Below are 20,117 nucleotides of genomic sequence, written 5' to 3' on the forward strand. Positions count from 1 at the left end.
CCGCCCGAGCACGGCGCGAGCCATGGAGCAGACATGATCGATTCCTCGTTGCAACGCAAAGATTTCGTCTCCGGCCTGGTAGGCCTGGTGAGCCTGGCGGTGGACCGCGAGCTGCTGGACGACGCCGAGACCCTGCTGGGCGCCGTGCGCCTGCTGCGTCCCAAGGTGTCGCAGCTGGACTTCTTCGAAGCGTGGATCGCGATGAAACGCGGTCACTGGGCCGACGCGATGCGCACGCTGCGCAACCTCGACGCCACCGCGCCGGAGTGGTCGACGGCCAAGGCCTTCCTTGCCTACTGCCAGTTCGCCACCGGCGACGCGGGATGGCGCGCGACCGCCGAGGACGTGCTGCACACCTCCACCAACGCCGAGGCGCTGGACATGGTGCGCTCGCTGCTGCATCCGGACGAGGCCGTCGCGGACGCCGCCGGCGATGACGCGGCCTCCGCCACCGCCACGCCGCCCGCGCTGACGATCGACCTCTCGCAGATGGCCTACATGCGGGCCTGAGCCCCGGGACACCACCAGGAGCCGCCATGACCGATCCCATCCAAGCCATTTCTGCTCACGAGATGATCCGGCAGGCCGCGTCGCCGACGCCGGACCTGCAGGCGCAGACGCAGAAGTTCGAGCAGCTGATGGCGCGCGAGCCGCAGCCCGATCCGTCGGCCGCGCAGGCGGTCGGCCATGCGGATTCCACGATGACGAAGACGCTGCACACGCTGGACGACGCGTCGCGCCAGGTCACGGCGGACATGCAGCGCTACGTCGCCGACGCCCCCAACATGAACCTGCAGGAGCTGACCGCGCGCTCGATGGAGCTGAACCTGCAGGTCGCCACCCAGGGCCTGCAGTTCTCGGCCTGCACCTCGGTCGCGCAGAGCAGCAAGAACGGCCTGCAGACGCTGATGAAGAACCAGTGACATGAGCGCCCATCCTCTTGCGGATCCTCGTCCCGGCGCGGGCCGTGCGGCCGGCGCTCCCGGCGCTCCCGGTGCACTCGGCGCACTCGGCGCACCCGGCGGCGGCGACCGCGCCAGGGCGTCCTGGCACCTGGTCTACATGCTGGCGCTGGTGCTGCTGATCACGCTGCTGGCCGGCTGCAAGACCGATCTCTACACCAAGCGCACCGAGGCGGAGGCCAACGACATGGTCGCCGCGCTGCTGCAGCGCGGCGTGGAGGCGGAGAAGAAGAGCGGCGACGGCGGCAAGACCTGGAACGTCGCCGTCGACGAGCAGGAGGTGGTGAACGCGCTGGACATCCTGCGCGCCAACGGCCTGCCGTCGGACAAGTACGTCTCGCTGGGCGACATGTTCAAGAAGGAAGGGCTGATCTCCACGCCGACGGAGGAGCGGGTGCGCTTCATCCACGGCGTGTCGCAGGAGCTCTCCAGCACCCTGTCCAAGATCGACGGCGTGATCGTGGCCAAGGTCCACATCGTGCTGCCCAACAACGATCCGATGGCCACGACGGTGAAACCGTCGAGCGCGTCGGTGTTCGTCAAGTACCGGCCGGAGATCGACGTGCCGCAGCTCGCGCCGTCGATCAAGAGCATGGTCGCGCGCAGCGTCGAGGGCCTGACCTACGAGAACGTCACGGTGACGCTGGTGCCGGGCGCGATGCTGCCCACCTCGCCGCGCCATGCCGTCGCCGACGCCACCTGGGCGTGGGTCGCCGGCGGGCTGCTGGCCGTGCTGCTGCTGGCCGGCGGCGCGATCGGCGTGATCGCGTGGAAGAAGCCGGGCCTGCTGCCGCCGGCGCTGGGCCGGCGACTGGCGCCGGGGGGCGGTGCTGGCGCGGCGGTCCCTGCTGCAGTCGCCGCGGCCGAAGCCGGCGGCGCATGACGATGGGCGCGCCCGAGCAGCTCGCGGCCTGGGCGGTCAGCTTCGACGGCAAGCTGCGCGGCCTGGTCGACGACCTGGACGCGAGCTGGCAGGACGAACTGCTCGGCCCGTGGTCCTTCCTGGACGCCCTGCCGCCGGAGAGCGCCGCGGCCTTGTGGCCGCGCCTGTGGCGCGACCGCATGGCGCCGGAGGGCGGGCTGCCGGCCTTGGGCCGCTTCGCCGATCCGTTGCCGCGGCTCGGTCTGCTGCCGCGCGGCGAGCTGCTGCAGCGTCTGTGCACGCTGGCGCTGGCGCGCCGGCCGGGCGTGCTGCGCTGCTGCATCGACCGCACGGTCCGCGCGCCGCTGCAGCGCGCGCTCGGCGAGCACTTCGCGCCGCTGGTGGCGATGAGCGCCCACGGCCGTCCGGTCGAAGCGGGGCAGGCCGCGTGGACACCGGTGCAATGGGCCTGCGTCGGTTTTGCGGACTGGTCCGCGGCCTTGTCGGCCGACGACGGCCCGGTGCGGCAACTGGTGCGCTGGTCGTTGCCGCGTGCGGCCGTGGACGAGGTGCTGTCCGCCGCGCCCGTCGCGGCGGAACGGACTGTGGCCGTGTCGATCGCGGCGCTCGCGCAAGCCGAGGTGACGTGGCCATGCTGATCTGGTGGAAGACATCGACGCCCGCGGACGGCGCCACCGCCGCCGCCGCCCTCGCAGCCGCTGGCGCGCCGCACGGCATCCTGCGCGCGGCCGAGGTGACGCTGCTGCGGCACGACCACGAGGTCCGCCAGGCGGCGAGCGCGCACGCCGAGGCGCTGCTCGCGCAGGCGCAGTCGGAAGCTGGGCGCATCCTGGCGGACGCGCAGGCGCGCGCCGAGGCGATGCTGCTGGACGCGCAGGCCCGGATCGATGCGGCCTGCGAGGCCGGCCGCGCCGAAGGCGAACGTCAGGCGGCGATCGCCTGGCACGAGCGCCAGGCCGGCCGCGCGGTCGACCAGGCGGACGCCGTGCGCGGTCTGCATGAACGCATGGCCGAGGTCGTGACCAGCGCCGTCGAGCGCATCGTGCAGACCGAAGGCCGCGCCGCGCTGTACCAGCGCGCGCTGCGCAGCGTGCAGGCGCTGTCGCGCTCCGCGACGGCCTTGACGCTGAAAGTCAGCCATGCCGACTTCGACGCCGCGCGCGACGGCATCGCCGCCGTGCCGGAACTTCAATCCGCCGGACTGTCCGTCGAGGTCGTCGTCGATCCGGCGCTGCCGGCGGGCAGTTGCCTCTTCGAATCGGACATGGGCGTGGTCGACGCCAGCCTGACGACGCAGCTCGACGCGCTGCGCGCGGCGATGTCGCGCGCGGTCAAGCGCGCGGTCGCCGAGAGTTGATCCCTGTTGCCTCCTCAGTCCATGCCCACGACCTGGCCCTTGCGATGAACGCTCCCGACCGCCTCGCACCGATGAATCTGGACGAGCTCGGCCGCTGGATGGAGCTGGAGCTCGCCGGCGCCGAGACGCTGAACCGCACCGGCAAGGTCGTCGAGGTCATCGGCACGCTGGTGCGCGCGAGCGGCCTGTCGGCCAAGCTCGGCGAGATGTGCCACCTGCTCGACGCCAACGGCGGCCTGCTGCAGGTGGCGGAGGTGATCGGCTTCTCCAACGGCCAGACCATCCTGTCGCCGTTCGGCTCGATCCTGGGCGTGGCGGCGGGCCAGACGCAGGTCGTGGGGCTCGGCGAGATCCAGAGCATCGCCGTCGGCGACGAGCTGCTGGGGCGCGTGGTCGACAGCCTGGGGCAGCCGGTGGACGGCGGGCCGGCGATCGTCTGCGCGGAACGGCGGCCGGTCTTCGCGATGCCGCCCAGCCCGATGGACCGGGAGATGATCGAGCACCCGCTGCCGACCGGCGTGAAGATCATCGACGGGATGATCACGCTGGGCGAGGGCCAGCGCATGGGCATCTTCGCGCCGGCGGGCGTCGGCAAGAGCACCCTGATGGGCATGCTCGCGCGCGGCACGCAGTGCGACATCAGCGTCATCGCGCTGATCGGCGAACGCGGCCGCGAGGTGCGCGAGTTCATCGAGATCATCATGGGCAAGGAAGGCATGGCGCGCTCGGTGGTGGTGTGCGCGACCTCGGACCGCTCCTCGATCGAGCGTGCCAAGGCGGCGCATGTCGCCACGGCCATCGCCGAATACTTCCGCGACCGCGGGCTGCGGGTGCTGCTGATGATGGACTCGCTGACCCGCTTCGCCCGCGCGCAGCGCGAGATCGGCCTGGCGGCGGGCGAATCGCCGGCGCGGCGCGGTTATCCGCCGTCGGTGTTCGCGGAGATCCCGCGGCTGCTGGAACGAACGGGCATGGGCGCGAAGGGCTCGATCACCGCGCTGTACACGGTGCTGGCCGAGGACGACAGCGGCAGCGACCCGATCGCCGAAGAGGTGCGAGGCATCCTGGACGGCCATTTGATCCTGTCGCGCAAGATCGCCGCGCGCAACCAGTACCCGGCCATCGACGTGCTGGGCAGCCTGAGCCGGGTGATGTCGCAGATCGTGCCCAAGGACCACCAGGCGGCCAACGGCGGGCTGCGCAAGCTGATGGCCAAGTACGACGAGATGGAGCTGCTGATCCAGATGGGCGAGTACAAGCCCGGCAACGACGCCTTCGCTGACGAGGCGGTGCGCAAGCACGGCGCGATCCGCGAGTTCCTCAACCAGGCGACCTCGGATCTGCGGCCCATCGAACAGACCGTGGCCGAGCTGCAGGCGCTGGTGAATGGGTGATGAAAGATCTGCGTTCGCTCAAACTGCTGCTGTGGGCCAAGCGCCGCCGGCTCGAGCCGCTGGAGCTGCAGGTCAAGGCCGAGTCCGCGCAGCGCGACGCCGCGGTCGCCGCGCATCAGGCCGCGCAGGCTCGCCATGAAGGCTGCGTCGCCGATGAAGCGGCGTGTGCCGCGCAGATCGAGGCGCTGGCGACCTCGGCGTCCTTCAATCCGCAGGACGCGGTGACGCTCGGCTACGTCTGTGATGGCCTGCGGGACCTCGTCCGCCAGGCCGAGGAGGGCGTGCGGACCGCGGCGGCGCAGGTGGCGCAGGCCGAGGTCCGGGTGCAGGCCGCGAGGCAGGCCCTGCAGCGCGCCGAACAGCAGATCGAGCAGCTCGAGGAGCGGCGCCGCAAGCGCCTGGTCGAGATCGACCAGGACGCCGAGGACACCCAGGACGAAGAGAGCGAGGAGGCCGCGGTCGCGCGCCGCGTCGCACAGCGGCGCGCGACCGAGGCGGCGGCGCGAGCGCAACGGGCGGAGCGGGCGGAGGCCGGCGCATGAACGAGATGTTCAACACCTTCGCCGGCGTGATCGGTTTCGGCTCCACGCTGCAGGACGGCGTGATGCTGCTGGCGGTGTGCCTGCTGCGCGTCTACGCGGTGTTCCTCGTACTGCCGGCGACGACGGACCAGGTCCTGCAGGGACCGATCCGCAACGGCGTGTGCATCTGCCTGGCGCTGTTCATCGCGTGGGGTCAGCCGGCGGGGCTGGTGCACGGCATGGACATGGTCCAGCTGGTGGCCACGATCGCGAAGGAGGCCTTGATCGGCGTGGTGCTCGGCTTCGCGGCCTCGACGGTGTTCTGGGTGGCGGAGGGCGTGGGCGTGCTGATCGACAACCAGGCCGGCTACAACAACGTCCAGCAGACCAACCCGCTCAGCGGCGAGCAGAGCACGCCGATCGGCAACCTGCTGTCGCAGCTGGCGATCAGCGGCTTCTACCTGCTGGGCGGGATGCTGATGCTCACGGGCATCCTGTTCGACTCCTTCCACTGGTGGCCGATCGGGAGCCTGTCGCCGGCGTGGTCGACCATCCTGGAAGACTTCGTGCGCGTGCAGACGGGGCACTACCTGGAGCTGATGATCAAGATCGCCGCCCCGGCGCTGCTGGTGCTGATGCTGATCGACCTGGGCTTCGGCATTCTGTCGAAGACGGCGGAGAAACTGGAGCCCAACAACCTCGCGCAGCCGGTGAAGGGGGCCGTGGCGATCGCGCTGCTGTCGCTGCTGGTGGCGGTGTTCTTCGACCAGGTGAAGCCAGCGCTGTCGATGCAGAGCCTGTCGGCGGAGATGGCGAAGTGGGCGAGGGCGGCGGAGGTGGCGAAGGCGGGACCGGCGGCGGCCTCCGGACCGGCTGCCGCGGCGTCTGCACCGTCGGAATCGGCATCGGCATCGGCATCGGCATCGGAACGCAATTTGGCGTTCCCGCCGTGATCACGCGCCCCTGATCCTGGCTTCACGGCCTGGAATCGCCGTGGGCTCCCGCTTAGGCTTCCTGCCGCGGCCGATGCGGTCGACGACAAGTCTCACAGGGAGTCCTCATGAACACACTGTCATCGTTCCTTGCCCGTTGTCGCCTGCTGTGTGCGCTGGCGCTCGCAGTGGCCCTGTCGATGGGCGCGTCGCCCGGCTTCGCCGAGGAGCTGCGCTACCACTACATCGGCAACGCCTTCGAGATGCGCGTTGAGAACGTCCGCGCGAATCCTGGCGATCCCGACCAGTACCGGTTCCTTGACGTCTCGCTGGATGCGGACATCTACATGCCGACGAACCGGCTGCTGCAGGCCGGCGATACCCTGGAGGACGTCTCGCGGTTCTCCATGACCTTGAACGTGAACGACAACGGCTTCCGCTACAGCGAGACGATCTTCTACCCGCACGTGCCCTACTGCTTCCAGTGCGGCGTTCACAGCGAGACGGAGGCAACCCTGTCCATCGGGGCCATCGGCATGTTCGCGCTTCCCACCGATTGGGACTTCTTCATCTCACGGCGCTTCATCCTGCCCACCGGCCGCCACGACTACCTGGAGCTGGCGAGCACCGATGCGCAGGACCGCCTGTACGGCTTCTACGAGACCTTCACCAATTCGACCGGCCAACTCGACGGCGCGCGCGGCGTGTGGTCGCTGTCCGTCGTGCCGGAGCCGGCGACGTATGGGTTGATGCTGGCGGGGCTGGGGCTGCTGGGCTGGGTGGCGAGGCGCCGATCGGCACCGGGACGATAGGGTTCATCCGTCTTCCCACGGCGCTCACGCCCTCATCCACGTGTACGCCCCCATCGACAGGCTCTCGAACATCTCGTCCTCCGCCAGCAGGATGTTCTCGCGCCAATAGCGGCCGTGCTCGATGTAGTGGTTGATGGTGTCGGCGAGGTAAGGCCCGTCGACGCCGTCGAGCATCGGCACCCGCACCACCAGCAGCACCACGCCTGAATCCGCATCCAGACCGAGTTGCGCCTGGTCTTGCGCGTAGAGGCTCAGGTTGGCCTCCAGCATCAGCCGGTACACGCGAAGGCTCCGCCCCGACGTCACGCTCCCGAAGGTGAAGTTCAGGTACATCGCCTCGGGGTCGTTGTCGTAGTAGCCGAGCAGCACCTCGAAACCTTCCACTTCGATCGCGCTGCGTGCGAGCGCGGTCTCGGCATCGGGCAGGCCGACGGCCTCGCACAGGCCGACGATCAGGTGCTGGTAGTGCTCGGCGTTCATGACTGGGGACCCTTGTTGCGGAACGCGTCGGCAGACGGCAGCGGCGTCAGCGCGCGTTGCAGTTGGCTGCTGCGGACCTCCGCGCCCTCGCGCAGCGCGTCGAGCGGGCGAAAGAGGGCGCGCAGTCCGTTCAGCGGGAACAGGAGGTTGGCGTTCTGCTGCGCCTCGGTCGCGGAGGGCGGCGGGCCGTTGGCCGCGCACCAGGCCACCGCCGCGGCCTTGACGACCGACAGCGACGGCGTCGCGTCCGGCGGCAGGTGCCGGGCCACGGCCGTCATCGCCGCGAGCCGCATCGCGCCGACGGCGATGCCCGCGCCACCGCCCTTGAAGTAAAGCGATGCCAACGCGTCGAGCAGCACCGCCGGCGGCTTGCCGTCCGGCGTCGGCGTCGCGCGCAGCATCACCGCCGCCGGCAGCGCGCTGCGCCGCAACGCGGCGCCTTCGCGGACCTCGGGCGGAGGCGGCGGCATGCGCGTGCGCGGCGGCGAGCTCAGCGAGCCTTTCTCCTGACGCTCGCCCGCGTCCGGTTGCTGCTGCTTGCCACCGGTGCCCTGCACCGGCCGCATCGTGTTGGCGCCCGCACCGCCCGCCGCCATCTGCCGCGGATCGTCCATCGGCATCTGCGGATGCTCGTCCTCGGGATGCGCCCCTTGCGCGCCGGTCGACGGCGGCCGCGGTCGCGGCCTGGGAGCCGGCCCGGTGTTGCGCCGCGCCGGCAGCTGCGCCCGCGGCGCGTGCCGATAGGCGTTGCCCTTGTGCATCCCGCCCGCGTACCCGGACGAGCCGCTGCCGCGCGCCTGGCCCTTGCCCGCGGCCTCCTGCGCTTCCCGCGCCTGCTGGGCCTCGGCGCCCTGGCGCGCGCGGTCGAGCTTCATTTCTGGAACACCGCCGTGAAGAGGTTCTCGCTGAACTTCATCAGCGTGGACCCCGCCCACGGCGCCGTCACCACGACCACGCCCGTCACCGCCAGCAGCTTGATGCCCTGCGAGATGCTCGAGTCCTGCAGCGACGTGATCGCCTGGAAGAACGACACGATCAGCCCGATCAGCGCCGACACCACCACCGCCGGCAGCGACAGCAGCACGCACATCATCAGCGCCTCGGACGTCAGCTGCACCACCACGTCGTAGTTCATGGAGGGTTCTCCCCGCGTGCGCGGACCGACCGGGCCGATCGCGTCGTCATCGTGTTCAAGGTCGTCATCGATCGCTCACCGGTAGGTCAGCACCAGCCCGTGCACCAGCCGCGACCAGCCGTCCAGCGTGACGAACAGCAGCAGCTTGAACGGGATGGCGACGTTGCTCGGCGTCACCTGCGACAGGCCCATCGCCAGCAGCACGTTGGCGATGACGATGTCGATCACGATGAAGGCCAGGTACAGCAGGAAGCCGATGCGGAAGGCCGCCGTCAGCTCGCTCAGCAGGAAGGCCGGCGCCAGCACGATCAGGTCGTCCTTCTTCAGCGCCGCGGCCTTGTCGGCCGGCCAGATGATCGCGGCGGACTTCAGGAAGAACTGCTTCTCGCGTTCCTCGGCGTGCTTGTCGAGGAACTTGCGGAAGGGCTCGCGCGCCGAGTCGGCCGCCTCCATCAGCGTCTGCGTGCTGGAGCCCCCCGCGGAAGCTGCGCTCATGCCCTTGGTCGCCTCGATGAAGACCGGCGCCATGATGTAGCAGGAGATGATGATCGCCACGCCGTTGAGCACCATGTTCGGCGGCACCTGCTGCACGCCGATGGCGTTGCGCAGCAGGCCCAGCACGATCGAGATCTTGGTGTACGAGGTGACCACCATGGCCGCGAACGGCAGCGCCGCCAGCGCCAGCAGCACCAGGAAGAGGGCGACCGGATCAGCGTGCTGCAGCGGTGTCATGCGCGAACTCCAGCCGGGTGATGCGCACGCCGAGGTGGTCACCGATGGCGATCAGCTGCCCCTGGCCCAGCGTGCGGCCGTGGCAGACCAGGCGCACCGTCGCTTCGCGCAGCGGCACGTCGAGCTCGACGGCGTAACCCGGCTGCATGCTGGCCAGTTCCGCCAGGCTGACGCGCGCGGTGTCCAGCTCGAAGGCGACCGGCAGCTGCAGCTCGTCGAGCGAGCCGGCCGCCTGCGGGGCTTCCGTCCCATCTGAAGCCGGATGCGCGGCCTCGAAGGCGGCCGGGTCGTCGGAAATGGCGGGCGGCTCGGCAAGGTGCACGGTGAACTCCTGGGGATCGATGTGAAGGGAGGCGCGCAGCGCGCGGCCCACGCCGCAGCGCAGCAGGGCCGGCTGCCCGCCGGAGAGCACGGTGTCGCCGGGGCGCAGCCCGCGCAGCACCGACAAGGGAAAGGCGCGCGCGAAGAGTCGCAGGACCGGTCGAAGCGGCAACGGCGCGAGCGGCGCCAGGTCGACGCCGCTCGCGGCCGCGGTCGCGGCGACGCGCTCCAGCACGGCGGGATCGGCATCCAGCAGCGCCACGGGCATCGCGCCGCCGAGGACGACCGGGACGAGGCGTGGCGGACCGTCGGCGCTCGCAGCCGTAGCCGCATCCGCATCCGCATCCGCCTCCGTGTCTGTGAGCGGCGCGATGTCGACCACGCGCAGCGCGCCCAGCATCGGCGCGAAGGCATCGGCCCAGCCGGCCAGCAGCAGCGTGACGACCGCGCAGGCCGTGTCGCGCGGCTGGTGTGCGCAGGCGAGCTGCAGCGCCGGTGAATCCACCGCATCGAGTCCGAGCTGGAAACGACCATGGATCGATTCGACCGTGAGCCGCCACGGCATCGCCTCGCGCTGCCGGGCGATGCCGATGCCCGCATGCTGGAGCGTCGCGCGCAGCCAGTCGGCGAAGCGCGCATCGTGCGCGACACGCGAGAGCGTGGCATCGGCCGGGCTCATGGTCGGCAGACGGTCGACCAGCGTGGTGGCGTCCGCGTCGGCGGACACCGGTGCGGACACCGACGCAGGCATCGATGCGGGGGAGGACGGCCGGTTCATGTGATGTCGATCTCGATGTGGCGGTCGCCGGGCAGCGCGCGAACCAGCAACGCGCGCAACTGCGACTGGTGGGCCGAAATTAGGGCGAGCGAGCGCGTCGACTGCGTGCTGAAGCGAAGCGTCAAGTGGTGAGGCGAAAACGTCAGGCGCAGCTCGGTGTGGGGCAGGGTCTCCGCGTCGACCGGCACCTGGATGGTCCAGCTGTGGAAGTTGGGCTCGCTGCTCCGGCACAGGGTCGCGATCGTATCGGCGAGCTCGCGCTCCCAGCCCTCGGGCAGCGGCGTCCACGCCACGTGCGGGAGGGGCATGGGCGGCGCGGTGACGGTCGTCGCCGTCAGCGCGCTCTCCTGTTCAGCGTCGGCCTCGCGTGTCTCCTCGGTCTCACGCGCCATCACGCCCATCACGCCCATCACGGCCATGACGGGTGGACGCGGACGATGCGCATCGACGGCGGGTCGGGAGTCCTCGCGCGCGGACTCCTTGCGCTTCGATGGCGAGGACGATGGCGATGGCGACGAAACCATCGAGGTCTCGCGGGAGGCCACGGGGTCGTGCGGCGAGACGGCGCGGCGCGAACCGCCGAGCGCGCGGTGGAAACGTTCCGCCTGACGCGCGTCCACCGGCGGCGGCAGCGGCGGCAACTGCGGATCCGGGACGACGAGGCGCCGGATGCGGCGGATCTCTTCGTCGTTCATGCCCGCGCGGTCACGCTCAGGCCGCCACGCGGCCGAGCGGCCGCAGCTCGACCTGGTTGCCCAGCTCCTGGTAGGAGTAGACGCGCAGGCCTTCCATCCGCGATTCGATGATCTTCTTCACGTAGCGCCGGATGTCCATCGACGTGATCACCGCCACGCCGGCCTCGGGCACCTCGCCGGCGATGCGCATCACCTTCTCCGTGATCGCCGCGGCGCTCTCCGGCGGCATCGCCAGGTAGTTGCCGGTAGGCGTCGGCTTGATGCACTGGCGGATCGCCTGCTCGACGCCCGCGTCCAGCAGGATCGCCGACACGTAGTTGCGCCCGCCGCTGGCCTCGAACGCGAGGTAGCGCCCGAGGTCGCCGCGCACGTACTCGGTCAGCAGCAGCATGTCCTTTTCCTTCGGGCCCCAGGTGATCAGGCTCTCGAAGATCGTGCGCACGTTGCGGATCGGCACCTGCTCCTCGAGCAGGCGCCGCATCACCTCCGCGATGCGCTGCACCGGCAGGATCTTCTGCACCTCGGCGACCAGGCCCGGATAGTCCGCGGTGGCCTTGTCGACGATCCACTGGATCTCCTGCACGCCCATGAACTGGTGGGCGTTGCGGCGCAGCAGCAGCATGACCTGCCGCGCCATGACCTGCTCGATGTCCAGGCACTTCGCGCGTTCCGCCTCGGGCACCTGCGCCGGCGACAACCACCGGGAGTCGGGCTGGTCCAGCAGGGCGCCGTGCGTGGCGGCGGACGCGGCCCAGGCCTCACCCGACAGCGTCGCCGGCACCAGCATCTGGCGGCCCGGCAGCTCGATGTGGCGCACCGGCACGTCGTTGATCAGCACCTCGAAGCGCAGGTCCGTCAGCGTGGGCTCGACCCACATGCACACGCCGGGGAAGGGCACGCCCAGCATCGCCTGCAGCTGCAGCCGTTCGCGGTCCATCGCCTGGTCGAGCAGGTGCGGCTGCAGCAGCGCGGCCAGCGCCGGCGACATGCGCACGGCCAGCGGCCGCGAGAAGTGCGGCGCCTCCTGCATGATCGACGGCGCGTCGCCCTTGGCGCCCTCGCGCTGCAGCGCGGCGATGGGCGCGGACACGCTCTGCGCCTCGCCGCTCTTGCGCTGGCGGGCCAGATACCGGCCCGCCAGCGCCAGGCCGACGCCCAGCGCCAGGAACTGGATCGCCGGGAACCCGGGCACCGCCGCGAACGCGATCGTCAGGCCGGCCGCGAGGTACATCGCCCGCACGTTGGCGGTCATCTGCGCGACGATCTCCTGGCCCAGCGAGCGCGGCTTCTTCTGGTGCTCGTCGGCCACGCGGGTGATCAGCACGCCGGCGGCCACGCAGATGAACAGCGACGGGATCTGCGACACCATCGCGTCGCCGATCGACAGCACCGCGAAGCGGTTGGCCGCCTCGCCCGCCGTCATGCCGTGGTACATGATCCCGACGACGATGCCCGCCAGGATGTTGACCAGCGTGATGATCAGGCCCGCGATGGCATCGCCCTTCACGAACTTCATCGCGCCGTCCATGCCGCCGTGCATCTGGCTTTCCATGCCGAGCAGCGCGCGCTTGCGGCGCGCCTCGTCGCCGGTGAGCAGGCCCGCGCGCAGGTCGGCGTCGATGCTCATCTGCTTGCCGGGCATCGCGTCCAGCGTGAAACGCGCGCCGACCTCGGCCACGCGCTCCGAGCCCTTGGAGATCACGATGAACTGCACCACCGTGATGATGATGAACACCACGATGCCCACGACCAGGTTGCCGCCGACGACCAGCTCGCCGAAGCTCTCGATCAGATGGCCGGCGTCGGCGTGCAGCAGGATGGACTTGGTCGACGCGATGTTGAGCGACAGCCGGAACAGCGTCGTGAACAGCAGCAGCGACGGGAACGAGGACAGCGCCACCGCGTTCGGGATGAACAGCGAGGTCATCAGCAGCAGCACGCTCACCGCCAGGTTGACGGCCAGCAGGCTGTCGATGAGCACCGTCGGCAGCGGCAGGATCATCAGCCCGACGATCGCCACCACCAGGAAGCTCATCGCGAGGTCGTTGCCGAGCGTGCTCTTGTCACCCAGTGCCTTGCTCATGCCTTGCTCCCGCTTGGTTTGCCGCCAACGCCAACACCACCGCCGCCACCACTACCGCCGCCACTACCGCCGCCACTACCGCCGCCACTACCGCCGCTCTTGGTCCCCATGCCGTCGAGCATCGCCACCCAGCGCAGCACGGTGGCGACGGCCTCGAACAGCGCCTCCGGCACGGTCTCGTCGACCGGCACCTTGAACAGCGCGCGCGCCAGCGGCGGATCGCCGACGATGGGCACGCCGGACGCCTCGGCGATGCGGCGGATCTCCATCGCCTGCGCGTCCGCGCCCTTGGCGACGATCAGCGGCAGCGGCGTGACGCCCGGCTGGTAGCGCAGCGCGACCGCGTAATGCGTCGGATTGGTGACGACCACGGTGGCGTTGGGAACCGTCTGCTTCGGGCTGCTGTTGGCCATCTCGAAGGCCAGGCGCTTGCGCTGGCCCTTGACCATCGGATCGCCTTCCATTTCCTTGTACTCGCGCTTGAGCTCGTCCTTGTCCATGCGCTGGTCGCGGATGAAGAGCCAGCGCTGCAGGGCGAAGTCCACCGGGCCGAGCACGACCAGCGCGATCACCGCCGCGACGAAGAGCTTGAGCATCGCCGTCCACGCCACCGTGGCCACGCCCATGGGCGTCTGCGTCGCGGCGCCCACCATCAGCGGGATCAGGCCCATCGTGATGATCGCGATCACGCAGCCGACCAAGATCGCCTTGAAGACGGTCTTCGCGAACTCGATGATCGAGCGCAGCGAGATCAGCTTCTTCAGCCCGGAGCCCGGATTGACCTTGTCGAAGTTGGGCGTCAGCGGCTCGAAGGTGATGTTGAAGCCGACCTGCGCGAAGGACGCGATCAGCCCGACGAAGATCGCCGCCACGACGAAGGGCAGCACGATCCACAGGCCTTCGATCGCGATGTCGTAGGCGACGGCGAACACGTCGCTGTCGGTCTTGGCCTGCAGACCGACGCCGCTGGCCAGGGAGAACAGCCGCTCCAGGTGGCTGAGCGCGGTGGCGCTGGCGGCGCTCAGGCAGACGGTGATCACCAGCAGCCCGGCCGCGGCATTGATGTCCTGGCTCTTGGGCGACTGGCCCTTCTTCTTGGCATCGTCCAGCTTCTTCTGGCTGGGCTGTTCGGTCTTTTCGCCCATGGCTCAGGGGGCGGAGGCCGCTGAATCCTGCGCGCCCTCCGTGGCCTGCGTGTCCTCGAAGTCCGGCGGGACGTCCGCCAGCGTCAGGCCCAGCAGCACCATGTCGCGTCGCTTGCCGAAGGCGGTGACCGCGCCGGGCAGTTCACCCCATGCGCTGAAGCCGGCGCGTCGCAGCACCGACAGGCTGGCGGCGTTGTCGCTCCAGACCATGGCCAGCAGGCGGTCCACGCGCCACACCGGCGCCTGGGTGATGAGGTGCCGGATCAGCCGCGTGCCGACGCCGCGTCCGCGCCAGCGCGGCGCGACGTAGTAGGACAGCTCGAACAGCGAGGACAGGCCGGGCCGATCGTGCAGGCCCAGCGATCCCATCCAGCCGACGGTCTCGCCGCGCTGCGTCGCGATCACCATCGGGCGGCGGTAGAACTGGTGGAGCTCGATCTGCAGCCTGGCCATCGGCACGCTCATGGGGCCGATGTAGTTGGCGTCCTTCACCGCGTCCTTGTCCTTGACCTTGGCGAGTTCCTGCGCGACCCAGCGTGCGCCGTCGGCTTCGCTCACGCCGTCCGGCTGGTAGGGCGGGGTGCGCAGCGAGGCGTTGTAGATGGCCGCCACCGAGGCGGCGTCCTGCGTCGTCGCGGGCCGCAGCGCGATGACGTCCGGGATCGGCTCTGAGGTCGCGTGGGCAGTCTTCTCGACGGGAGGCAGGGCTAGGGACACGGGAGGCTCCTCGGGGCTGAGGCGCACTGTCCCTGCGGGCGCAGCCGTCGGGCGAGGAGGGGGCGAAGCGATTTGCGCCGACGCGAAACCGCGCCTTCTTGCTCCCTCTCGCACTTCGGATCACTTCGGGGATCACTTCGCGGATCACTTCGTGTTGAGGATTGTTGAGGATTTCATCGTGAAGACATGAGGCCGCCCGCGAGGGTCGCTGCCTAGCATGAGCCCACGCCGAGAAGCACACGGCGGGTGATGCAACCGCGATGGATCCGTGATCAACGCACGGTTCAACGCATCCGGATGCATCCGACAACGCACTCGATACGCATTGAAGGGGAGTTCACATGTTGTTGCTGACCTTGGGTAGCTTGAGGCTTGCGGACCAGGATGGCGACGTCGCCGCCGCGGTGGCGCGCGGCGATGTGCAGGAGGCCTTGCGGCTGGGTCTCGGCCGCCTCGATCGTGGCGCGGGCGGCGATGCCGACCGGCTTGCCGCGCTGGGTCAGGTGCTGGGTCAGGCGCTGCTGGCCGCGGGCCGCGACGAGCAGGCCGAGGAGCTGTTCCAGAAGCAGCTGCGCCTGTACGAAGGCCTGCCGCGGGCGCAGGTGCGCTGGCTGTCGTCGATGGATCGCGGCTTCCTGTTCCTCCACCTGAACAAGCCGGGCCGCGCGGCCGAGACCTTCAACGTGGTCGCCGACGCGGACGACGCGCCATTGGCGCTGCGGGTCGAGGCGCTGGCCGGCATGGCGCAGGCGATGCAGTCCATGGGCGAGCACCGGCGCGCGGGACGCACGCTGGCTTTCGCGATGGCGCTGGTCGACGCGGCCCCGGCCCCGGCCTTGATGATGCCGCTGCTGACCGCGATCGAGCTGGAGCTCCAGGTCTGCCGCGCGCTGCGGCATTACGACGACGTCGCCGCCGCGGAACTGCCGCGCGACCGCGACGTGCGCGCGTTGCTGCGGGCGTCGGCGCTCACGCTGGCGGCGTTGCCGGGCGTGGTCGCACGGATCGGGTTCCTGCTCGCGCTGGTGGCGCATGAGCCGGCGCCGGCCGGCGGCGAAAGCGTGGACGGTCTCTTCGACGGCGTGCGCTGGTATCGCGACCGCCGCCTCGCGCCGATGGAAGAGCGCGCGCGGGTCGAGGCGGCGCTGGCGCTGCTGGACCGCGGCCAGGCGCGCACCGCCTACGACATCCTCGGACCGCTGGCCATCGACGATGCGCGCCAGCTCCACCATCGCCATGCGATCGAGCTGCGCTACTGCGCGTCGAAACTGCATGCGATGAACGGCCGGCATTCCGACGCGCTGCGCTGCTATCGCCAGCATGCGCAGCTGTCGCTGGCGCGGCTGCGCTTCGAGTTGACGCGGGTGCCGTACTCGCGTTTCCTCGAACAGCAGGAACGCGCCGAGCAGGCCGACGCCGATCAGCTGCGCCTGCCGCCGCGTTATCGCCGCGCCTATCAATACATCCTGGACCACCTGCACGATCGCTCGCTGTCGGTCCGCCGCATCGCCGCGGAGATCGACGTCACCGAACGCGCGCTGCAGATGGCCTTCCGCGCCAACCTCGGCCTGACGCCGGCCGAAGTGATCCGCAAGCTGCGCATGGCCTGCATCCGGACCGAGCTGCAGCAGATGGCCGGGCGCGACAGCGTGCTCGCGGTGGCGGCACGCTGGGGCATGGCCAACCGGTCGACGCTCGCGCACAACTACCGCCAGCAGTTCGGTGAGACCCCGAGCGCCACGGCCGGCATCCCGAGCTTCGCGGAACTGCCGTCGATCGCGGCCACCGTCGCGGCGGCGGTCGCCGGCGGCGCCGCGGTCAGCGAACCGGTGCTGCCGATCGGACGCGGCGCCGGTTCGGGCGCCGGCGCCGGCGCCGAAGTCGCGCGGCGCGAGTTCTCCGTCGGCGGCGTCTGAGTTCGCGCGATGCGCGGCGATCCGCCTCGATGGCCGGCGCGGCCCTCGTCGTCGACGGCTGCTTCGGCGGGCTCCGCCGAGGAGGTGCGGCCGCTGCCGGGTGATCCGTCGGCACGCCGGCGCGACGAGGCCAACGGTCGGCGTCAGGCCTCGGCCAGCCGCTTGATGGGCGCGGTGACGCGCCATCTGCTGGACGAGACGGAGGAGGACCGCGTCACCGGCGAGTCCTCGCGCGACATGGGCTCGGGCGCGGCGCCGACGGCATCGGCCACGGGATCCGAAAGTGCCGGGAAGAGCGCCGGAAAAACGCAGACGCGCGTGTCGGTCGGCGGCAAGGGAAAGACGCCGCCGCGTGGTACGCCCGATCCGGTGACGCGGCGCGGCGCGGCGTCGGCGCGTCGTTCCGGGCCGCCCGAAGACGACGTGTGGGCGCAGGGCGTCGACGCGGCCGACGGCGCGGGTCGCATCGTCGGGCCGGAGTCGCGCGTCCAGCCCCGGCGCAGCGCGGCGCGCATCGAGGGTGTGCGGCCCGACGCCGCGGAGCGCGTCGGACGCTCGCCGCGCATGCGCATCGCCAGTTGGGGCGCCGTGCTCGCGGCGGTGGCCGCACTCGTCGTGATGATCGCGGCCGGATGGCTGGACATCGCTCCCAGCGATTCCGCCAACGGGACCGGCGCCGAAGCTGGCGCGCAACGAGAGTCGGCATCGGGACGATGATCGACCGTTGATCCACCGTTGATCGAGAGTTGACTGGCCACCGATCGAGCGCTGGTCGGCCACTGATCGGCCACTGATCGGCAGATGAGGACTTCGGGTCCTCGACGTGCGCTTCGGCTCGCTGTTGCCTTCGGAAACACCACTGTCCCACAGTGATGCGACACGCCTCACACAAGCAGGCGATGAACATCAGGAGGACGGTCGATGGTCAATGATTCCACCGGCAGCCAGTCGGCTCCGCTGACGCCGCCGAACACATTGAACGCAATGGGCGCGATGAACCCGGCCCTGATGGGGCGCAGCGGCGCGGGGATCGCCGGCGGCACGCTCCGGCTGTCTCCGATGCCTTTCAGCGCCGATGGCGGCGTCGCGTGGCGCCAGAGCCAGCGTCCGCGCTTGAGCGTGGTCTCGCGCGCCGACCCGCCGGCCGCGCTGTCCCCAGCGACGCCAACGTCGACGTCGACGGAGATCTCGAGGGCGCTCTTCCGAGCGCACGAAGCCCGCGTGCAAGTGGCGGTGCGCATCGACGGCGAAGCCGCCGCGCTGGCGGTGCTCAGCAGCCGGCAGCAGTCGATGCGCGAGCTCCGGCGGCGCCGCAACCTCGCGGAGGCCGCCGGCGCCGCCGAACATCCGATCCGCGTCACCGAGCAGCAGGTCGCCCAGGCGGCGGAGCTCCAGGCGCGCCACGCGTTGCCGACACTGCGCCAACGGGTTGAGCAACAGCGGCAACTGCTGGCTGCGGCCCAAGGCGCCACGCCCGGGTTGAGGCACGCGCTGGACCTCGTCCTCCAGGACCCTCAACGCACGGTTCAGCACGAACAGGCGATCACCGCGGCCCGACACAATCTGCAGACCAACACCACGGCGGTGGCCACGCACCGCGACCATCTGCAAGCCGCGCAGGCGGCGCTCCAGGCGGGCATGGACCAGCACGTGGCCGCGCAGTTGCGCCTCACGGCGGCCAACGCAGCGGTCGCCCGGCTGGCGACGGTCCGGCAGGCGCTGGCGACGGCGGTCGGCCTCTGCACGCCGGACCTGCAGGCGCATGCAGCGGCGGCGCGCACGGCGCTGACGGACGCAAGCGCGGCGATCCAGGCGCAGCAACGGCTGGCGGACGCGACGGCCAATGCCGCTGAGCAGATCCGCGCGGCGGTGACCGCGCGCGATCAGGCGCATGCGCTGCAGGACCGCGTCGACGCCGCCGCCCGCGTTCATGCCGCCGCGCAGGAGCGGCTCGCGCCGCTGCAGCAGCGCGTGACCGAACGGCTCGCGGACTTGAAGCAGGCGCGGCTGTCGCTGCCGCCGTCACCGGCGGGAGGCGGACCGGCGCCGGCGCCGTCCCAGGCGCTGCAGCAACGCATCGATCGGCTCACGGCCGCGTTGAATGACGCGCAGGCGGACCTCCGGCGGCAGCACCTCGAAGTCAACCGCCTGCAGGGCTTGCTGAGCGCGGAGGCCGGTCCGCTCGCGCTGAGGCGGGCGGAGGTGGCTCACGCCGCCGGTCCGGAGGCGAGCGCGCAAGCGCAGCGTGTGACCCGAGGCGCGGCGGCGGCGGCGGCCGACACGGCGGCCTCGGCCAGCGCCGCGGCCCGCGACGCCCTGAAGCTCCGTGCCGACGCGGCTCACCGGCACATTGAGCTGGCGATCGACGCGCTCTGCGAGGAGATGCGCCACACGCCGAAGCGGGTGGCCTAACGCGTGGTGAGTTCCGGGGCGCTCTCCCGCTCCCGCGATCACCAGGGTGCGGAAGGCGTCGAGTCGGATCGGATCGGATCGGATCGGATGCCAGCGCGCCGAGGCCGGGCAGGGCACTCGTCTTGTCCATGGGCAACATTGCAACAAACGTTGTAATGGGCAAGCCGCGGACGGCGTTGGACGACGACTGCCGATGACGGACGACGTTCGGGAATCGAGGCGAAGAGCCGCCTCGACCTGCAGCGCCTCGCCGATCAGGCGAGGGACATCAAGCGGCCACGGCCAATTGCCGGAGCTTGGGCAGATTGAAGGTCAACGGCGTGTCCGCAAAGACGCTCAGCGTGTCCAGCAGGACGTCCAGCTCGTGCTCGCGGCTGTAGAAGGCGTTCATGCCCGCCTCCAGGCAGCGCGGACCGAACAGCGCTTCATCCGCGTTGCTGATCACGAAGGCCGCGCCGCGGAAGCCCGACTTGCGCATGCGGGCGACCGTATTCAAGCCGGAGCCTTCGCTCAGGGCCACATCGCAGATGACCACGTCGGGCTGGCACAGCGCCGCGGTGATCACGGCGTGCTCCTCGCAGGCGCACTGAGCCACGACGACGGCGCCCGGGACCTCATTGAGCCGGTGGCGCAGAGTGGCGATCCAGGTCGGAGAGGGATCAACAAGAAGGATCTTCATGGCGGGCCTCGGGCGATTGCGTTGCCGCAGTTTGGCCTGGCGCTCCATCGCGGGGTATCTCCGGACTTCGGTGCTCCGCGTCCGGTTTGGACCGCATTGCGTGTCGGCAAATCGCCGACAGCCTGCGATCTTGTCCATCTGATTCGGGCGCCAATCGCACGCC

General features: G+C 70.5%; 22 protein-coding genes. 12 read left to right on the top strand and 10 right to left on the bottom strand.

Annotated features, from left to right (window positions below; genetic code table 11):
• The first annotated feature begins 33 nt into the window (after positions 1–33).
• The 9 genes from AC07O8_RS26405 (at position 34) to AC07O8_RS26445 (ending at position 6,861) form a co-directional block, all read left to right on the top strand.
• Entirely contained in the window at positions 34–510 is a 477-nt protein-coding gene (locus AC07O8_RS26405; protein ID WP_495050901.1) for an HrpB1 family type III secretion system apparatus protein, read from the top strand.
• 26 nt (positions 511–536) lie between these two features.
• On the top strand, positions 537–923 hold the full coding sequence (locus AC07O8_RS26410; RefSeq protein ID WP_495050902.1) for a hypothetical protein: 387 nt from the start codon (positions 537–539) through the stop codon (positions 921–923).
• Between the two features lie 139 nt (positions 924–1,062).
• Positions 1,063–1,845 carry a type III secretion system inner membrane ring lipoprotein SctJ gene (gene sctJ, locus AC07O8_RS26415; RefSeq protein ID WP_495050921.1) on the top strand — a complete coding sequence of 261 codons (783 nt, stop codon included), beginning with the start codon at positions 1,063–1,065 and terminating at the stop codon, positions 1,843–1,845.
• Positions 1,842–2,483: a type III secretion protein HrpB4 gene (locus tag AC07O8_RS26420; protein ID WP_495050903.1), complete on the top strand. Its 642-nt coding sequence runs from the start codon at positions 1,842–1,844 to the stop codon at positions 2,481–2,483. The genes sctJ and AC07O8_RS26420 overlap by 4 nt, the downstream gene beginning before the upstream one ends.
• Positions 2,477–3,202 (top strand): type III secretion system stator protein SctL, encoded by a 726-nt coding sequence (gene sctL, locus AC07O8_RS26425; RefSeq protein WP_495050904.1) that lies wholly within the window; start codon positions 2,477–2,479, stop codon positions 3,200–3,202. Before AC07O8_RS26420 ends, sctL begins: the two co-directional genes overlap by 7 nt.
• 44 nt (positions 3,203–3,246) lie before the next feature.
• Positions 3,247–4,596 (top strand): type III secretion system ATPase SctN, encoded by a 1,350-nt coding sequence (gene sctN / locus AC07O8_RS26430; protein WP_495050905.1) that lies wholly within the window; start codon positions 3,247–3,249, stop codon positions 4,594–4,596.
• Positions 4,596–5,138 (top strand): hypothetical protein, encoded by a 543-nt coding sequence (locus AC07O8_RS26435; protein WP_495050906.1) that lies wholly within the window; start codon positions 4,596–4,598, stop codon positions 5,136–5,138. Before sctN ends, AC07O8_RS26435 begins: the two co-directional genes overlap by 1 nt.
• Positions 5,135–6,070 (top strand): type III secretion system export apparatus subunit SctT, encoded by a 936-nt coding sequence (gene sctT, locus AC07O8_RS26440; protein WP_495050907.1) that lies wholly within the window; start codon positions 5,135–5,137, stop codon positions 6,068–6,070. Before AC07O8_RS26435 ends, sctT begins: the two co-directional genes overlap by 4 nt.
• Before the next feature lie 107 nt (positions 6,071–6,177).
• On the top strand, positions 6,178–6,861 hold the full coding sequence (locus AC07O8_RS26445) for a PEP-CTERM sorting domain-containing protein (protein WP_495050908.1): 684 nt from the start codon (positions 6,178–6,180) through the stop codon (positions 6,859–6,861).
• A 24-nt stretch (positions 6,862–6,885) separates the two neighbouring features.
• On the opposite strand, the gene AC07O8_RS26450 is transcribed toward AC07O8_RS26445, so the two are convergent.
• From AC07O8_RS26450 to AC07O8_RS26490, 9 genes are all read right to left on the bottom strand, one after another.
• A complete protein-coding gene (locus tag AC07O8_RS26450; RefSeq protein ID WP_495050909.1) occupies positions 6,886–7,341 on the bottom strand; it encodes a CesT family type III secretion system chaperone in 456 nt (151 codons plus the stop codon).
• Positions 7,338–8,216, bottom strand: coding sequence for a hypothetical protein (locus AC07O8_RS26455; protein WP_495050910.1), 879 nt, complete (start codon positions 8,214–8,216; stop codon positions 7,338–7,340). Before AC07O8_RS26455 ends, AC07O8_RS26450 begins: the two co-directional genes overlap by 4 nt.
• Complete coding sequence (sctS, locus tag AC07O8_RS26460) at positions 8,213–8,476, bottom strand: type III secretion system export apparatus subunit SctS (protein WP_088404105.1); 264 nt, start codon at positions 8,474–8,476, stop codon at positions 8,213–8,215. The genes AC07O8_RS26455 and sctS overlap by 4 nt, the downstream gene beginning before the upstream one ends.
• A 75-nt stretch (positions 8,477–8,551) precedes the next feature.
• Positions 8,552–9,208 (bottom strand): type III secretion system export apparatus subunit SctR, encoded by a 657-nt coding sequence (gene sctR, locus AC07O8_RS26465; protein WP_331613644.1) that lies wholly within the window; start codon positions 9,206–9,208, stop codon positions 8,552–8,554.
• Positions 9,186–10,307, bottom strand: coding sequence for a FliM/FliN family flagellar motor switch protein (locus tag AC07O8_RS26470; RefSeq protein WP_495050911.1), 1,122 nt, complete (start codon positions 10,305–10,307; stop codon positions 9,186–9,188). The genes sctR and AC07O8_RS26470 overlap by 23 nt, the downstream gene beginning before the upstream one ends.
• The gene (locus AC07O8_RS26475; protein ID WP_495050912.1) at positions 10,304–11,002 is read right to left on the bottom strand and encodes a type III secretion HpaP family protein; all 699 of its coding nucleotides are present in this window, start codon (positions 11,000–11,002) and stop codon (positions 10,304–10,306) included. The genes AC07O8_RS26470 and AC07O8_RS26475 overlap by 4 nt, the downstream gene beginning before the upstream one ends.
• 16 nt (positions 11,003–11,018) lie before the next feature.
• Entirely contained in the window at positions 11,019–13,085 is a 2,067-nt protein-coding gene (gene sctV / locus AC07O8_RS26480) for a type III secretion system export apparatus subunit SctV (protein ID WP_495050913.1), read from the bottom strand.
• Positions 13,082–14,230 carry a type III secretion system export apparatus subunit SctU gene (gene sctU / locus AC07O8_RS26485; RefSeq protein WP_495050914.1) on the bottom strand — a complete coding sequence of 383 codons (1,149 nt, stop codon included), beginning with the start codon at positions 14,228–14,230 and terminating at the stop codon, positions 13,082–13,084. The genes sctV and sctU overlap by 4 nt, the downstream gene beginning before the upstream one ends.
• 3 nt (positions 14,231–14,233) lie before the next feature.
• Entirely contained in the window at positions 14,234–14,947 is a 714-nt protein-coding gene (locus AC07O8_RS26490) for a GNAT family N-acetyltransferase (protein WP_495050915.1), read from the bottom strand.
• A 341-nt stretch (positions 14,948–15,288) separates the two neighbouring features.
• Between AC07O8_RS26490 and AC07O8_RS26495 the strand changes: the two genes are divergently transcribed.
• The 3 genes from AC07O8_RS26495 to AC07O8_RS26505 all read left to right on the top strand — a co-directional run bounded on the left by AC07O8_RS26495 (position 15,289) and on the right by AC07O8_RS26505 (position 19,275).
• Entirely contained in the window at positions 15,289–16,863 is a 1,575-nt protein-coding gene (locus AC07O8_RS26495; RefSeq protein ID WP_495050916.1) for a helix-turn-helix transcriptional regulator, read from the top strand.
• Between the two features lie 9 nt (positions 16,864–16,872).
• The gene (locus tag AC07O8_RS26500) at positions 16,873–17,580 is read left to right on the top strand and encodes a hypothetical protein (protein ID WP_495050917.1); all 708 of its coding nucleotides are present in this window, start codon (positions 16,873–16,875) and stop codon (positions 17,578–17,580) included.
• A 204-nt stretch (positions 17,581–17,784) separates the two neighbouring features.
• Positions 17,785–19,275, top strand: a complete 1,491-nt coding sequence (locus AC07O8_RS26505; RefSeq protein ID WP_495050918.1) for a hypothetical protein — start codon at positions 17,785–17,787, stop codon at positions 19,273–19,275.
• A gap of 268 nt (positions 19,276–19,543) precedes the next feature.
• Here AC07O8_RS26505 and AC07O8_RS26510 read toward each other — a convergent pair.
• Positions 19,544–20,117, bottom strand: a 574-nt coding sequence (locus AC07O8_RS26510) for a response regulator (RefSeq protein WP_495050919.1), incomplete at its 5' end; no start/stop codon positions are given.

The sequence above is a fragment of the Roseateles sp. GW821-FHT09G09 genome, assembly GCF_059415965.1.